This is a genomic window from Azospirillum sp. NS33, from assembly GCF_059703765.1.
Genome location: NZ_BAAKJB010000006.1, coordinates 1 through 15,189, shown reverse-complemented (window position 1 = coordinate 15,189; position 15,189 = coordinate 1). Strand labels below are relative to the sequence as shown.

The 15,189-nt window shown below is 74.2% G+C and carries 17 protein-coding genes; 6 read left to right on the top strand and 11 right to left on the bottom strand.

The features are described from left to right. Positions 1-220: 220 nt before the first annotated feature. The gene (locus tag AC6H2I_RS07490) at positions 221-1,150 is read right to left on the bottom strand and encodes a cyclic nucleotide-binding domain-containing protein (RefSeq protein ID WP_497499971.1); all 930 of its coding nucleotides are present in this window, start codon (positions 1,148-1,150) and stop codon (positions 221-223) included. Between the two features lie 237 nt (positions 1,151-1,387). Here AC6H2I_RS07490 and AC6H2I_RS07485 point away from each other — a divergent pair, with 237 nt between their 5' ends. Then, entirely contained in the window at positions 1,388-1,588 is a 201-nt protein-coding gene (locus AC6H2I_RS07485; RefSeq protein WP_497499970.1) for a hypothetical protein, read from the top strand. Positions 1,589-1,664: 76 nt separating this feature from the next. Beyond that, positions 1,665-2,276, top strand: coding sequence for a hypothetical protein (locus tag AC6H2I_RS07480; protein ID WP_497499969.1), 612 nt, complete (start codon positions 1,665-1,667; stop codon positions 2,274-2,276). Here AC6H2I_RS07480 and AC6H2I_RS07475 read toward each other — a convergent pair. From AC6H2I_RS07475 to AC6H2I_RS07460, 4 genes are all read right to left on the bottom strand, one after another. Then, on the bottom strand, positions 2,266-3,258 hold the full coding sequence (locus AC6H2I_RS07475; protein WP_497499968.1) for an endonuclease/exonuclease/phosphatase family protein: 993 nt from the start codon (positions 3,256-3,258) through the stop codon (positions 2,266-2,268). The two genes, AC6H2I_RS07480 and AC6H2I_RS07475, sit on opposite strands and share 11 nt — an antisense overlap. A 109-nt stretch (positions 3,259-3,367) precedes the next feature. Continuing rightward, the gene (locus tag AC6H2I_RS07470; protein WP_497499967.1) at positions 3,368-3,862 is read right to left on the bottom strand and encodes a DUF934 domain-containing protein; all 495 of its coding nucleotides are present in this window, start codon (positions 3,860-3,862) and stop codon (positions 3,368-3,370) included. Beyond that, positions 3,849-5,540, bottom strand: coding sequence for a nitrite/sulfite reductase (locus AC6H2I_RS07465; protein ID WP_497499966.1), 1,692 nt, complete (start codon positions 5,538-5,540; stop codon positions 3,849-3,851). Before AC6H2I_RS07465 ends, AC6H2I_RS07470 begins: the two co-directional genes overlap by 14 nt. Before the next feature lie 36 nt (positions 5,541-5,576). Then, positions 5,577-5,906, bottom strand: coding sequence for a DUF2849 domain-containing protein (locus AC6H2I_RS07460; protein WP_497499965.1), 330 nt, complete (start codon positions 5,904-5,906; stop codon positions 5,577-5,579). Between the two features lie 236 nt (positions 5,907-6,142). Here AC6H2I_RS07460 and AC6H2I_RS07455 point away from each other — a divergent pair, with 236 nt between their 5' ends. From AC6H2I_RS07455 to AC6H2I_RS07445, 3 genes are all read left to right on the top strand, one after another. Next, positions 6,143-6,895, top strand: a complete 753-nt coding sequence (locus AC6H2I_RS07455) for a phosphoadenylyl-sulfate reductase (protein ID WP_497499964.1) — start codon at positions 6,143-6,145, stop codon at positions 6,893-6,895. Positions 6,896-6,993: 98 nt separating this feature from the next. Continuing rightward, the gene (locus tag AC6H2I_RS07450) at positions 6,994-8,193 is read left to right on the top strand and encodes an NnrS family protein (RefSeq protein WP_497499963.1); all 1,200 of its coding nucleotides are present in this window, start codon (positions 6,994-6,996) and stop codon (positions 8,191-8,193) included. A 144-nt stretch (positions 8,194-8,337) separates the two neighbouring features. Continuing rightward, entirely contained in the window at positions 8,338-10,491 is a 2,154-nt protein-coding gene (locus AC6H2I_RS07445) for a hybrid sensor histidine kinase/response regulator (protein WP_497499962.1), read from the top strand. A gap of 97 nt (positions 10,492-10,588) precedes the next feature. On the opposite strand, the gene AC6H2I_RS07440 is transcribed toward AC6H2I_RS07445, so the two are convergent. Beyond that, positions 10,589-11,665: a pyridoxal-phosphate dependent enzyme gene (locus AC6H2I_RS07440; protein ID WP_497499961.1), complete on the bottom strand. Its 1,077-nt coding sequence runs from the start codon at positions 11,663-11,665 to the stop codon at positions 10,589-10,591. Positions 11,666-12,075: 410 nt separating this feature from the next. Between AC6H2I_RS07440 and AC6H2I_RS07435 the strand changes: the two genes are divergently transcribed. Further along, positions 12,076-12,399 (top strand): hypothetical protein, encoded by a 324-nt coding sequence (locus AC6H2I_RS07435; RefSeq protein WP_497499960.1) that lies wholly within the window; start codon positions 12,076-12,078, stop codon positions 12,397-12,399. 30 nt (positions 12,400-12,429) lie between these two features. On the opposite strand, the gene fliP is transcribed toward AC6H2I_RS07435, so the two are convergent. From fliP to AC6H2I_RS07410, 5 genes are read right to left on the bottom strand one after another with little or no spacing between them, the layout of a single operon-like run. Then, a complete protein-coding gene (gene fliP, locus AC6H2I_RS07430; RefSeq protein ID WP_497499959.1) occupies positions 12,430-13,176 on the bottom strand; it encodes a flagellar type III secretion system pore protein FliP in 747 nt (248 codons plus the stop codon). Then, positions 13,173-13,562, bottom strand: a complete 390-nt coding sequence (locus AC6H2I_RS07425; protein WP_497499958.1) for a FliO/MopB family protein — start codon at positions 13,560-13,562, stop codon at positions 13,173-13,175. Before AC6H2I_RS07425 ends, fliP begins: the two co-directional genes overlap by 4 nt. Positions 13,563-13,578: 16 nt before the next feature. Further along, the gene (locus AC6H2I_RS07420; RefSeq protein WP_497499957.1) at positions 13,579-13,968 is read right to left on the bottom strand and encodes a hypothetical protein; all 390 of its coding nucleotides are present in this window, start codon (positions 13,966-13,968) and stop codon (positions 13,579-13,581) included. Next, positions 13,965-14,348 (bottom strand): EscU/YscU/HrcU family type III secretion system export apparatus switch protein, encoded by a 384-nt coding sequence (locus AC6H2I_RS07415; RefSeq protein ID WP_497499956.1) that lies wholly within the window; start codon positions 14,346-14,348, stop codon positions 13,965-13,967. Before AC6H2I_RS07415 ends, AC6H2I_RS07420 begins: the two co-directional genes overlap by 4 nt. Before the next feature lie 41 nt (positions 14,349-14,389). Beyond that, the gene (locus AC6H2I_RS07410; protein WP_497499955.1) at positions 14,390-14,923 is read right to left on the bottom strand and encodes a copper chaperone PCu(A)C; all 534 of its coding nucleotides are present in this window, start codon (positions 14,921-14,923) and stop codon (positions 14,390-14,392) included. Positions 14,924-15,189: the final 266 nt, after the last annotated feature.

The window sequence follows — 15,189 nt, the reverse complement described above, 5'->3', positions numbered from 1 at the left end:
CCCTCTCGGGACCGGTCCACAAAGACCGGCACTGCCAAAAAGGACGCGGTACGTCGTTGCATAACCACAGAGGGCCATAGGCACGTGCGAAGTGCGTCGTCCGGCCTAAATACGCTTTTCGACGCTGGAATCAAGTGACAATTCGGTCGATCCAAGATTTTTCCGCGGCCATCGCCGCCCGACCCCTGGCCGCGCGCCGACGCAGCCAGCGACCCGTCGATCATTCCGTCGCGTGAACCCGGAACACGAAGGGGGATTGGACGCCGCCGGCGACCACCACGCTGTCGCCCGGCGGCAGGCGGAGCCAGTCCTTGGCGAAGACCCCGCCGAGATACTGGCCGTTGACGGTGGTCCCCAGCTCGCTGCCGAGATCGCGCACGACCAGCCCCAGGCGATCGTCGCGGACGATCGCGAAGTGGTTGGGCGACAGACGGTAGGGCGGCGTGTCCGGAACCAGGAGCGCGCCGGGGTGGCGCACCGGCCGCCCCGCCCCGTCGGGCCCACGGCCGACCCGGAACGGCAGCGTGTCGATCCACATCGACGGCGCGCCGGCCAGCCACTCGCAGGCGATGGACACGGCGTGGGTGCCGAGCGCCAGCCGCGCCGACTGGATGTAGCGCCCGATCTTGCGCTCCGCCGCGGCCGCCGCGGCGGGGTCGGCCACGGCGCCGGCGGCCGGCGCCGGCGGCGGACCCCCGGCTGACGGCTCGGCCGGTGACCCGGGTGACGGGTCGGGCACCGGCTCGATCCCGGGGTCGGGATCGGGTTCGGGCACGGGGGCGGCGGGCGGCGCCTCCGCGGGGGCCCGCAGCCGCGCCACCTCCTCCGACAGGCTGCGCACCCGCTCGCTCAACCTCAGCATGACCCGGCGCGCCGTGGCCGGGTCGCCGCCCAGGGCGTCGAACAGGCGGTCCGCCGGGATCACCTCGACCGCCACGTCGCCGGCGGCCCGGACGGTGGCGCTGCGCGGCTTGCGCTCGATCACCCCCATCTCGCCGACGATGTCGCCGGGCCCGATGTCACCCAGCACCACGGCGACCCCGTCGGAATCCTTGACCACCGTCACCCGCCCCTCGACGATGCGGCAGGCGAAGTCGCTGTCGTCGCCTTCGCGAAACAGCACGTCGCCTTCCTTGAAGCGCATCATCATGGCCGGCTCGCCTCCGGGACACATCGCCTCTGCAGATGGTCCGCCGCGAACCCTTGCCAAACCGTTGCCATGCCGCCGGCCCGGCCGCGTCACGCGAACGTGATGGCATCGCTCCCGCCGGCGCCGGGGCGTGACCGGAGCCGTGGTTGAAGACCCGGCAGAAATTGCCTATTGTGAGGGCTCAAAGATCAAAAGGGGCACCGGCCGGTCGGCCGGCGACCCCACACGGAGGCCACCATGGACATCGGCGGAATCGGCGGCGCACAGCCCTATGTCAGCCCCTTGCAAAGCGGCCCGAACGCCGCCCAGCAGGCGCAGATCGAGGAGCAGCAGACGCAACAGCAGCAGGCCAGCCAGGCCCAGGCGCAGGATGGACGGACGACGACCGGCGGCTCGGTCACCGAAAGCCGCGGCAGCAACCTGAACATCGTGGTCTGATCGGCCTCGGCCTCGGCCCCGCCGGGCGGTCTCCGCGGGGACACCCCCGGCACCGGTGAGGAGGCGCGCGACACCGATGGACATCAACGCTCTCGGCAGCCACGCGGTGCCGCGTCCCGCGGCCCCGGCGACGGGCGCGCGGACGCAGCCGTCCGCCGCCGCCGATCCCCCGGCCACGACCGGCGGTGCAAGCGCGGGCACCAAGCCCGGGGAGAGCGGGACCGGGGGGAGCGGCAGCGCCGGGCCGCCGGGCATCTACATCAGCCCGGTCCTGCGGTACGACCAGACGGCCCGGCTGGCCGTCCTGTTCTTCCGCGACGGCGACACCGGCGAGACCAGGGACCAGATCCCGCGCGAGCGGGTGGTGGAGCAGTACCGCCGTGCCGGAGGACGCTCGCCGTCCGCCGATACCGCGGAGGCCGGCGCCACCCAGCCAGGCCCCACCCCGACGGGGGCAGCGTCGAACGGCACGACCCCGGCCGGCCCCACCCCGACCGGCCCCACCCCGACCGGCGCCACCCTGGCGGGCGCCGCGCCGCGCACCGGCTCCGCCCTTCCGGCCGACCCCGCAGCCGCCACGCCCAGCCCCGCCACGCCCAGCCCCGCCACGCCCGGTCCCGCCACGTCCTCTGCCGCCGCCATCCCCGCGGCCGCCGGCGGCGCGGCGCGCCTGTCGCTCACGGTGTGAGCGACCCCGCCATCTCGAAGCTGGCCACCACCGGCGCGTGGTAACTCTCCGGGGAGCGGGCGACGGCCGCCTGGGCGACCACCTCGTCGGACAGCGCCTCGTTGTGGATCTCCGCCGTCCGGAACCACGCCAGCAGCGGCCGCGACACCAGCAGGTGGTCGAGCATCACCGCCTGCCCGCCATGCAGCACGGAAAACCGGCGTTCCGCGGCCACCGTGCGCTCCAGGGGCACCAGGGCGCGGCGCGCGAGATGACCATTGCCGGTGTCCTCGGGATCCCCGCGGATCAGCCGCACCGGGGTCTCGCGCCCCTCGGCGTTGTAGTCGCCGGCGACCACCACCAGCGCCTCGGGATCGGCGTCGAACAGGCGCTCCACCGCCAGCCGCGTCTCCAGCGCCTGGCCCGCCCGCTTCATGGCGGCGATGAAGAACCCCTCGCCCCAGCCGCCGACGCTGTGCCAGCTCATCGCCCCCGTCTTCTGACCCGGCACCGGCGCCGCCAGCGGCGCCCGCAGGTGCAGGTCGAAGACGTGCAGGCGGCGCCCGACGGGAAGGTCGATCTCCACGTGCAGCACCGGGCGGTCCCAGGTCACCGGCTCGGCCTCGTGCCGGGCGGGGACGGCGGTGACCATGCGCAGCAGGGGCGGCGGCACCAGCGCGTGGCGGATCAGCCGGTGGCCAACCACCGGCCAGCGGCTGGCGACCACCACGTTGTGCTTGTCGGCGTAGCCGTCGCGCCCCGCCCCGGCCAGCGCGAACCCCTCGTAGGCGGTGCCCGCCAGCAAGGTCTCCAGGGCACGCAGGCGTCGCGGCTGGCCCTTGGCCGGGCGCTGGCCGTTGACCTCCTGGAGGCACAGCACATCGGCGGCGAGGCGCTCCAGCTGCGGGCGCAGCACCGCGCAACGCTGGGCGAACGGCGGGTCGAGCGTGTCGTCGTCCAGGCTTTCCAGATTGAAGGTGGCGATGCGAAGGGAACGGACCATGGCGCCGGGCCTGTGGTGGTGCGGGCCGCCCACTCTAGACCGCCCCGGCCGTCACGGCCAACGGCCCCCGGCCAACACCGCCCGAAGAACCCAGCCGGTGCCGGCGGCGTCACCCCAGGCGGCGGCGCAGCAGCCCCAGCCCGCCGCCATCGCCCAGCGCCGCCTGGTAGGCCACCGACATGGGACCGGCGGCGGCCAGCCACGCCTCGGCGTCGGTGCCGGCGGGCAGCGCCACCGAGTCGACGCCGCAGCGGCGCAGGAACTGGTGCTGGTCGGGCAGCACGTCGCCGACCGCGCGGATCTCGCCGGCGAAGCCGTGCTGGTCGCGCAGGCGCCGGGCGGTGCTGAAGCCGCGTCCGTCGCGGTACTTGGGGAATTCCACCGCCACGAGGTCGAGGTGCGGCAGGTCGGCGGCGATGGCGTCGGCCCGGGCGTCGCTGGGCAGGCGCACGCCCAGCGGGCCGCCGCGGGCGATCAGCGCCTCGCGCTCCGCCGCCCAGCGCGCCAGGCCGACGATCACCGCGCCCCGCGGCGGCAGGGGGGCGTCGTCCGCCACGGCGGTCCAGGCGTCGGCCGCCGGGCGGCCGTCCTTAACGAGCGGCATGGACCGTCTCCTTGAACGGGGCCTGGCCGACGCGGGCCAGGGTGTCGATGAAGCGTTCCCCGGGACAGCGCAGCTCGAGGTAGCGCTCCACCAGCGCCTCCACCGTGTCCACGGTCTGGTCGGCGGTCAGCGCCGGCCCGGCGATGTCGCCGATGGCGGTCCCCACCAGCTCGGCGTTGCCGCCCAGGGTGATCTGGTAGAACTCCTCGCCCTTCTTGTCGACGCCGAGGATGCCGATGTGGCCCACGTGATGGTGGCCGCAGGCGTTGATGCAGCCGCTGATCTTGATCTTCAGCTCGCCGATCGTGCGCTGCCGGTCGAGATCGGCGAAGCGGGTGGAGATCGCCTGGGCGATGGGGATCGAGCGGGCGTTGGCGAGCGCGCAGTAGTCCAGCCCCGGGCAGGCGATGATGTCGGTCACCAGCCCGACGTTGGGGCTGGCGAGGTCGGCCGCCACCAGCCCCTGCCAGACGGCGTGGAGCGAATCGCGGCGGACGTGGGCGAGCACCAGGTTCTGCTCGTGGGTGACCCGGATCTCGCCGAAGGCGTGGCGGTCGGCCAGTGCGGCGACGGCGTCCATCTGGTCGGCGGTGATGTCGCCGGGCACGCCGCCCACCGGCTTCAGGGAAATGGTGAGGCTGGCGTAGCCGGGAACGCGGTGGTCGCGCACGCTGGCGTCGGCCCAGCGGGCGAAGGCCGGGACGCGGCGCCGGGCGTCCTCGTAGGCCTCGGACACCGCGGGCAGCGACTCGAACGGCGGCGGCGCGAAATGGTCGCGGATGGTGTCCACCAGCACCGGGTCGAGGCGGTAGAACGGACCGCGGATGCGCGCGAACTCGGCCTCGACCTGCTCGGCGAAGCGCTCGATGCCGATCTCGTGGACCAGGATCTTGATTCGCGCCTTGTAGATGTTGTCGCGCCGGCCGTGCTCGTTGTAGACGCGCAGAATGGCCTCGAGGTAGGCGACCAGATCCTCCTCGGGCAGCCAGTCCCGCAGCTTCTTGGCGATGAACGGGGAGCGGCCGAGGCCGCCACCGACATGCACCTCGAAGCCGACCGCCCCCTCGGCGTTGCGCGTCACCACCAGGCCGACATCATGCACCCGCACGGCGGCCCGGTCGTTGGGCGCGCCGGTGATGGCGATCTTGAACTTGCGCGGCAGGAAGGTGAATTCCGGGTGCAGCGACGACCACTGCCGCAGGATCTCGGCGTAGACCCGCGGGTCGACCACCTCGTCGGGAGCCGCCCCGGCGAACTGGTCGGTGGTGACGTTGCGGATGCAGTTGCCGCTGGTCTGGATCGCGTGCATGTCGACGTCGGCCAGGGCGTCCAGGATGTCCGGCGTGTCGGCCAGGGCGATCCAGTTGTATTGCAGGTTCTGGCGGGTGGTGAAGTGGCCGTAGCCCTCGTCGTGGCGGCGCCCGATGCCGGCCAGGCCGCGCAGCTGGGTCGAGCTGAGCACGCCGTAGGGGATGGCGATGCGCAGCATGTAGGCGTGGAGCTGCAGGTACAGCCCGTTCATCAGCCGCAGCGGCTTGAACTCGTCCTCGGTCAGCGCGCCGCTCAGGCGGCGCTCGACCTGGGCGCGGAACTGGGCCACGCGCTCGCGCACGAACTGCCGGTCGATCTCGTCGTAGTGATAGATGCCGGCCTGGTGGCGACGGGCGACGTAGGTCATGACGGTGTCCTCACATGTCTTCGGCGCGGGCCCGGCTCACGCCGCCCGCTCGCACGGCGCGGCCTGCTTGCCGAGATCGGTGCGCACGCTGGGCCCCTCGGCGCGCACGCGCTCGCGGTAGCGCAGCGGCACCGGCACACCCGCCCGCACCTCCACGTCGAAGGCGTAGACGCCGACCACCACGTTGCCGGCCTCCGCCGCCTGGGCCGCGGCCATCGCGCCGGCAAGGCCGGCGGCGTCGAACGCCACGGCGGCGTCGATCCGCTCGACCCAGGCGGCGTGCGGCCCCAGCCACACCACCGCGCCGTCGCGCAACCGGTTCGCGGTGATCGCCTGAAGCCCCGTCCGGGACGCGTCCTTCGCCATGGGCCTCGCCCTCCTCAGCCACCGCACGACCATCACACGCCTAATTTCACATTTCGAGCGTGTTTAACATGTCCATGGCGCCAATTTAGCCCCGCTGCACCGCGACAATCAACACAATTTTCTCCGTCGTTTTCTCTATAATACGAGTATGAAATGTATTTGGTTGCGCGCCGCGCTCGCTGTTGATAGTGTCGAATCCAATGATATGACAATTATCAAACGTGAAATGAACGGCCATGCCAGAAGGTTCCCTTCCCCCCCGTGAGGCGCTGCGCGCGGCCGAGCTGGCTGCACGGCACGCCGATCTCGACGCCAAGGACCTGATCGCCGTTGCCGCCCGGGAGTTCCCCGGCCGCCTCGCCCTGGTGTCGTCGTTCGGCACCGAATCGGCGGTGCTGGTGGCGCTCGCGGCGGAGGTCGACCCCCGGCTGCCGGTGATCTTCGTCAACACCGGCAAGCTGTTCGGCGAAACGCTGCGCTACCGCGACACCCTGGTCGGCCTGCTCGGCCTGCAGGACGTCCGCAGCGTCGGTCCCCGCCGCGACGAGGTCGAGGCCGCCGACAAGGACTCCATGCTCTGGCAGCGCTCGCCCGACCAGTGCTGCCATCTCCGCAAGACCCTGCCGCTGAACCGGGCACTGGACGGGTTCGAGGCCTGGATCACCGGGCGCAAGCGCTTCCAGTCGGCGACCCGCGCCGCCCTGCCGGTGTTCGAGGCCCAGGACGGCCGGATCAAGGTCAACCCGCTCGCCTCCTGGGACAAGGACCGGCTGGAGGCGGAGTTCGCGCGCCGCAACCTGCCGCGCCACCCGCTGGAGGCGGACGGCTTCCTGTCGGTGGGCTGCTACACCTGCACCGACCGGGTGGCGCCGGGCGCCGACCCGCGCTCCGGCCGCTGGGCCGGCACCGCCAAGACGGAATGCGGCATCCACACCACGACCACCGGCTCCACCACGCCCGGTGAGGCGCCGGAGGCCTGGTCGATCTGAAGCGGGCCCGGCCGGGCCGCGCTTGACGGCGGTCAAGCCGCCGCGCCGGCGGCCGTGTTGGTATGGGGCGCGCCCCCTTCGCAACCAAGAGCCGCGCCATGACCGCCGCCGTCCTCGGCCGCCTCCGGCCCACCCTTCTCGTCGCCTACGGCTTCCGCCCCTTCTTCCTGTTCGCCGGCCTCGCCGCCTTCGCCCTGATCGCGGCGTGGCTGGTGGTGCTGGGCAACGGGGCGTGGCCGGACGGCCCGATCGGACCCGTGGCGTGGCACGCCCACGAGATGCTGTACGCCTTCGTGGTCGCCGCCATCGCCGGCTTCCTGCTGACCGCCGTCCCGAGCTGGACCGGAACGCCCGCCGTGTCGGGCTGGCCGCTGGGCGCCCTGGTCGCCGTGTACCTCGCCGGCCGGATCGCCCTGGCGCCCGGCGTCGGCCTGCCGCCGGCGGTGGCCGCCGCCGCCGATCTCGCCTTCCTGCCCGCCCTCGCCATCGCCCTCGCGGGGCCGCTGCTGCGCGCCGGCAAAGCGCGCAACAGCGCCTTCCTGGGGCTGCTGGCCCTGCTGTTCGCGGGCAACCTGCTGTTCCACCTGGAATGGCTGGGGCTGACCGGCGACGGGGTGCGGCTCGGCCAGGGGCTGGCCATCGGCACCGTGGTCATGATGATCGCCGTGGTCGGTGGGCGCATCATCCCCGCCTTCACCCGCAACGGGCTGGCGCAGCGCGGCGGCGTCGCCGAGGTCGGCCCCCTGCCCTGGCTGGACCGCACGGCGCTGGGCGCGACCCTGCTGCTGATCCCGGCGGAGCTGATGCTGCCGGGGTCGCCGGTGCTCGGCGGGCTGGCTCTGCTCGCCGCCGCCGCCCACGCCGCCCGCCTCGCCCGCTGGCACGGTCTCAAGACCCTGGATCAGCCGCTGCTGTGGGTGCTGCACGCCGGCTACGGGTGGCTGCCGATCGGCCTGACCCTGAAGGGGGCGGCCGCCTTGGGCGCCCCGGTGTCGGACGGTGCCGGCCTCCACGCCCTCACCGCCGGCGCCTTCGCGACCATGATCCTGGCGGTGATGACCCGGGCGGCACTGGGGCACAGCGGCCGGCCCCTGGCGGTCGGTGCGGCGGTCGTCTGGGCCTACCGCCTGGTGCTGGCCGCCGCCACCCTGCGGGTGCTGGCGGCCGAGGCACCGGGCGGACTCTACGGCCCGCTGATCGAGGCGGCGGGCGCCGCGTGGCTGGCCGCGTTCGCCCTCTACCTCGCGGCCTACGCGCCGATCCTGCTGGCTCCGCGCGCGGACGGCCGCCCCGGCTGAGGCGATCGGTCGAGGGAGGCCCCCCTCGGAAGGCGAAGCCCTCCTTCGCCCTTCCGCAGGGGTGGTGGCACGGATGGACGGGTTCCCACGGCTCGATTGCGTGCACACAGTGCTGCCTCGCGCTCATCCCAACCCGACGGACCGATGCCCCCGTTCGAAGCCTCCGGTGTGGACGTGCTGCTGGCGCTTGGCCGCAACGTGGGTCTCCTGGCGCTGTCGGCCGTGGTCTACGCGTTCCTGCTGCGCCGGGTCGGGCGCACCTCGGTCGCCGGGCAGGGCGCCTACGGCGCGCTGTTCGCCGCGGCCGCCCTGCTGACGATGGCCTCCCCCTTCGCCTTGGCGCCGGGTGTCTTCACCGACGGGCGCAACACCCTCCTGGGGCTGGCCGGCCCGTTCGGCGGGCCGGTCGCCGGCGCGCTGGCCGGCGTGGTCGTCACCGCCTACCGGCTGCATCTCGGCGGGGCCGGCGCGCTGGCCGGCGCGGCCGGCGCGGCCGGCGCGGCGCTGGCCGGGGTCGCGCTGGCGGTCCATCTCCGACGGCGGCGCGGCCGGCTGCGGCTGCGCCACGTGTTCGGGCTGGCCGCGCTGCTCGGCCCGCTGCAGCTGCTCAGCGCCGTCCTCCTGCCGGACCGGGCCATGGCGCTGGACGTGCTGGAGCGCACCGGGCCGGCGACCCTGGCGGTCACCACCCTGGGCACCGCCTTCCTCGGCACCTTGCTGATGCACGAGCTGTGGCGCCATCAGGGGGAACTGGCGCTGCGCGACAGCGAGGCGCGCTACCGCCTGCTCGCCGAGAACGTCGGCGACGTGCTGACCCGGATCACCCCGGCCGGGCTCCGCACCTTCTGCTCGGAAGCGGCACGCGACGTGCTGGGCCACGAGCCGGAGGCCCTGGTCGGCAAGCCGGCCACCGATCTCGTCCACCCGGAGGACCGGGCGGCCGTGGATGCGGTGGTCGCCGCGCTCACCGAGGCGGCGCCCACCGCCACGTGCGTGGCCCGGCTGCGCCATGGCGCCGGACACTGGATCTGGGCCGAGGCGTCGATCCGTCTCGTCACCGCGCCCGGCACCGGCCGGCCGGTCGAGTACATCACCGTGACCCGCGACGTCACCCGCCGCACCCGGATGGAGCAGGAGGCCCGCGCCGCCCGCGACGAGGCCGACCGCGCCACCCGCGCCAAGTCGGCGTTCGTCGCCGGCCTCAGCCAGGAGCTGTTGACCCCGCTCAACGCGATCATCGGCTTCAGCGACGCCATCGCCCAGGAATCCCTGGGGCCGGTCGGTGACCAGCGGTACCTGCAGCTCGCCCTCGACGCCCGCGACAGCGGCCAGCACCTGCTGGAGATCGTCAACGACGTGCTCGACCACGCCAAGGCCGACAGCGGCCGGTTGAGCCTGGCCGAGGACACGGTCGACCTGGATGCGGCGGTGTCGTTCTGCGCGCGCATGATGTTCCCCCGCGCCCGGCGGGCCGGCGTGGAGCTGTCGTACAGCGTCGCCCCGGAGGCGCGCTGGCTGCGCGCCGACGAGATGCGCATGCGGCAGATCCTGCTGAACCTGCTGGCCAACGCCGTGAAGTACACGCCGTCGGGCGGCCGCGTCACGGTCAGCGCGGCGTTGCGCGACGGGCGCCCGACCATCGTCGTCACCGACACCGGCGTCGGCGTAGGCGGCGGCGGCGGCGGCGGCGATCGCACCGCCCGCCCGTCGCCCGCCAACGACGACCGTGCCGGGGCCGGCGAGGACGGCGGCTTCGGCCTGCCGCTCACCCGCCGGCTGGTGGAGCTTCACGGCGGTTGCCTGACCTTCGCCACGCTGGCGCGCGACGGCACCGTCGCCACCGTGCGCCTGCCGCAGGAGCGCCGCGCCACCGCCCCCGCCGCCGACGCCATCGCCGGGCCGCCGGCCGCCGCCACCGTGCTGCTGGTGGAGGACGACGCGCTCATCCGCTTCGCCACCGCCGAGTTGCTGACCGGATTCGGCCACGCCGTGCTCCAGGCGGGCAACGCGAACGAGGCGCTGGCGGTGCTGCGCGGCGACCAGCCGATCGACCTGCTGTTCACCGACGTCGTCATGCCGCCGGGCATGAACGGGGCCGAACTGGCCCGCGAGGCGGAGCGGCTGCGCCCCGGGCTGAAGGTTCTGCTCACGTCGGGCTTCGCCGGCCACGCGGTGGTCGGCGAGGACGGCCTCGGCAAGGGCTACGACATGCTGCCCAAGCCGTTCGGCGCCGCCGACGTGCAGCGCAAGCTCGACGCCATGCTGGCCAGCCGCGCCGCGCCGTCCGCCGCCCGGTGAGGGAACCGCGCCCGCCGCCGCCCGTTTGGCAGGACGGCCACAGGACGGGACAGGACCGCAGGCACGCCCTGGACGACACGACGCAGCCGGTCCCGTCTCATCCGGCCGCCAGCACCCGCTCCAGCACCGCCGCGTCGACGTTGCGCCCGGACAGCACGGCGACGGTGCGCCCGGCGCCGCCGACACGGCCGGCCAGCAAGGCCGCCACGGCGGCCGCCCCCGCCCCCTCCGCGACGAGGCCCGAGACGCGGTGCAGGCTGCGGATGGCGTGGGCGATCTCCTCCTCCTCCACGTAGACCAGGGCGTCGAGCAGCGGCCGGGCGATCATCCCGGCCAGCTTTCCCAGGGCGGCGACGGCGATGCCGTCGGCCAGGGTGGCGCCGGGGCCCGCGCCGCCGGGGCGGAAGCGGGCATGCCGCACCCCCACCACCCGCACGCCCGGGCGCCGCGCCTTCACCGCCGCCGCGACGCCGGCCAGCAGGCCGCCGCCGCCGACCGGCACCACCACCGTGTCGACGTCGGGACGGTCGGCCAGGATCTCCAGCCCCACCGTGCCCTGCCCGGCGATCACGTCGGGGTCGTCGTAGGGGTGGACGAAGGTCAGCCGCCGCTCCGCCGCGACCTCCAGGGCGCGGCCCCGCGCCTCCGCCACCCCGGCGCCGTGGAGGATCACCGTGGCGCCATGGTCGCGGGTGCGCTCGACCTTGTTGCGCGGCGCCGTCGCCGGCATGACGATGGTCACCGGGATGCCCAGGCGGGCGCCGTGCAGCGCCAGCCCGGCGGCGTGGTTGCCGGCGGACATCGCGACGACGCCACGCGCGCGTTCCGGCGCGGTGAGGCGCAGCAGACGGTTGAGGGCGCCACGCTCCTTGAAGGCCCCGGTGGCCTGGAGGGTTTCCGCCTTGAGCGCCAGGGAGCAGCCGGCGAGCGCACCCAGCGCCGGCGCGTCGAGCAGGGGGGTGCGGACGATGTGCCCGGCAAGCCGCCGGGCGGCGGCGTCGACCGCCCCGGCGGGAAGCCAGGCCGGTGCCAGCCAGTGCGGGACCGGGGCCAGAACCGGGGCCAGAACCGGGGCCGTGTCGCCGCCATCGGCGCTGCGGTGGGACGGGGAACAGTCGGGACGGGTGACGGCGCCACATCGGGTGGCGCGCGCCGCGGCGGGCGCGGTGAGCATCGGGTGGGGTGTCCTTGGCGGCGGGCAGGAGCGTGGATGGCGACGACGAGTCCCGGACCGCCTCAGCGGACCGGGCCAGGAATTCGACGCATTCGCTCGGCCATCCCGCCACGGGGCGGGGCGGCGACGCCCGACATTGGACCGTTGGCCGGCTTTGGGATGCCGGCGTTCCCCTGGCGCAGAACCACGCCACACTCCATCCAAACCACCTGCGAGACACGCGTTCCGGCCCGGCGCTTACCGCGCCGGGTGGCTAATTCGCATTCGCATGGTGTGGACGGCGGAGCTCATCGTCCGGGTCTAACCCGTTCCGCCGCCGCGGTCAAGCCGGCGGGTGCTGGCGATTTCCGCTCGCCCCGGCAGGCGTGGTAGGATGGGCGCTCCGGCGTTGGCTCGACCATGAGGACCCCATGAGGATCGCCCCGGCACTGGCGGCATGCCTGATCCTGGCCGCCTGCTCCGACGAACCGTCGGAATCGGAGATGCGCGGCGTCGTGGAATCGTCCACGCGCCGGGCGGTGGTCTCCCAGGGGCACGACTTCCCCGGATTCGAGTCGTTCCGCAAGCAGGGCTGCGTCGACTCCAGGAACCGGGCGGAGGGGTACGATTGCTACTACGCGGCGACCTTCACGCCGCGGCCCGGACAGCCGGCGATGTCGGTCAACGGCAAGGGCTGGTTCCACCGCACCGAGCGGGGCCTGTCCTTCGAGGACCTGGGGGCGCAGCCGCGCTGAGCCCCGGCCGGGGGCGGCGGGCCGCCGCCCCTACAGCGTGCCGAAGCTGCGCGCCAGCGACCCGGCGATCAGGTACCAGCCGTCGACCAGCACGAAAAAGATGATCTTGAAGGGGATCGCCACCATGGTCGGCGGCAGCATCATCATGCCCATGGACATGAGGATCGACGAGACCACCATGTCGATGACCAGGAAGGGCAGGAACAGCAGGAACCCGATTTCGAACGCGCGCTTGATCTCCGAGATCATGAAGGACGGGACCAGCACGTGCAGCGGCACGTCGTCGGGCGACGCGACGGCGTCGATGCGCGCCATGTCGGCGAACAGGCGCAGGTCCTTCTCGTTGGTGTGGCGCAGCATGAAGGTGCGGAACGGCGCCACCGCCCGCTGGAAGGCCTCGGCCTCGTCGATGCGCTCCTCGATCAGGGGCTGGATTCCGTCGGTGTAGGACCGCTCCAGCACCGGGGCCATGATGAAGAAGGTCAGGAAGATCGCCAGGCTGATCATCACGGTGTTGGGCGGCGTCTGCTGCACGCCGAGGGCCTGGCGCAGGAACGACAGGACGATGACGATGCGGGTGAACGCCGTCATCATGATGAGGATCGACGGCGCCAGCGACAGCACCGTGATCAGCGCGATCACCTGGATGATCCGCCCGGTGGCCGAACCGCCGGCGTCGCCCAGGTCGAAGGTCAGGCTCTGGGCCAGCACCGGCCCCGCAACCAGGCCGACGCCGAGCGCCAGCAGGCCGGCCGCGAGCAGGCGGCCCAGGGTCACGAGCCGTCACCCCGCCCGGCGGCGACGGCGGCCAGCGGCGCGGCGGGCGCGGCGGGCGCGGCACCGCGGTCCCCTCCCCGCTCGCCGCTGGTGTCCGATGCCGCGGCCAGGGCGGTGCGGAACCCGGCGCGCGGCGCGGCCTCCACCACGAGGTCACCGGACTGGCTCAGCAGCAGCAGGTGTTCGGCGTCGTCCCGGCGGACCAGGACGAGCCGGCGCTTGGTGTCGAGCGGCAGCACCTCGACGATGTTCAGGCGGCGCTGGCGCGACGGCGAGGCCACGGCGCCGCCGTAGCCCAGGCGTCGCAGCACCAGCGCCAGCACCACGAACAGGGCGATGACGAAGACCAGCGCCAGGGAGAAGCGGAAATAGGTGTCGAGGTCCATGGGATGGCCAGCCGCGTCAGGGGTCGTCGCAAGGGGATGGCGCGCCGGGCGCGCCATAGGCGGAGACGGCGCGCTGGCGCGCCGCGTGGGGACCGAGTGCGGGACCGGCCGCCGCCGCCGCGTCGCGCTGCTGCGCCAGGTCGGCGCCGAGCCCGTCGAGGGCGGCGACGAGCGCCTCCAGCGGCACCAGCAGCCGGCGGCCGTCGTCGGCCGGCAACGCCCGGGCGGCGTCGCACAGCCTGCCGACCCGCTCTTCCAGGCCGGCCAGATCGATCCAGGCGCCACCCTGCGCCTCATCCCGCGCGGCGGTCAGGGCCGCCGCCACCGCGGCGAGCTGGCGTTGCAGATCCTCCGCGCCGATGGCGGGGGCCGGCGTGGCGCCGGGGCCGGCGGTGGGACGGGTCATGACTCCTCCGCGTTGGGGACGTCCGGGTCGGGCAGCACGGTGCCGTTGGCCCGGTAGACATGGGCCAGGATCTCGGCCACCGCGGCAATCGCCTCGACCGGGATCTCGGTGTCCACGTCGATGGCCTGCAGGACCTCCACCAGGTCGGCGTCCTCGCGCACCTTGACGCCGTTGGCGAAGGCCAGTTCGAGGATCTGCTCGGCGACGTGGCCGCGGCCGCTGGCCACCACCTTGGGCAGGGCCACGGCGCCGTGCTCGTACTTCAGCGCCACCGCCACGGGGCGGCGGGCCGGAGGGGACGGGCGGGACCGGGGGGGCGGCGCGGACACGGCGGACGACCTGCCGAAGCGGGTGACGGTGCGCGCATCCTTGCGCACCATGCTTAACGAACCGTGAACACGCCACCCCGGGCCGGGCCCCGTCAGTGCATCGCGTGCGGCGCGGCCCCCATGGCGCCGGCGGCCTGCACCGGCACCTGCACGGTCACCGTGCCGGCCTCGGCGAACGTCAGGGTCAGCGGAAAGTGCGTGCCCTGCTCCAGCGGGCCCTTCAGCCCCATGAGCATGACGTGCAGCCCGCCCGGCTGCAGCGCGGTCGGCGCGCCCGGCGCCACGGCGATGTCCTCAACCGGGCGCATGCGCATCACCCCGTTGTCCATCAGGTGGGTGTGCAGTTCGGCCCGTTCCGCCACCGGGGTGGCGGCGCCGACCAGGCGGTCGGCCGAGGGGCCGGTGGTGGTGAGGGTCATGTAGGCGCCGCCCACCCTGGCCTGGGGCGCGGTGGCGCGCGCCCAGGGGGCGACGACCGAGACCGCACCGACGGTGCCGGCAGGGGCGTCCTGGGCGAGCGCGGGGGTGGCGGTGGCGGTCATCGCCGCGACAGCGGTGGCGGTCATCGCCGCGACAGCGGCGGCGGTCATGGCCGCGACGGCGGCGGCGGCGAACAGGGACTTCATGGCGATGCTCCTCATGGCCGGCCGCGGGAGCGCCGGGGCCGGGCGGTGCAATGGGCGGGCCGCACAGTGGCGGGCCATACAGTGGTGGGCCGTCGGGTGGCGGGTCCGTCGTCCGGACGCGCGGACGAGCCGCGCGACACGGCGGCGTCAGGCCGCCGCGGCGGCCTGGCGCGGCGGTGCCCCGCCCGGTGGTGCCCGGCTCGGCGGCGGCGGGCACGCCGACGTGGCCGCCACCGCGCGGCGCGGCGGCGGCATGCGGTCGAGGG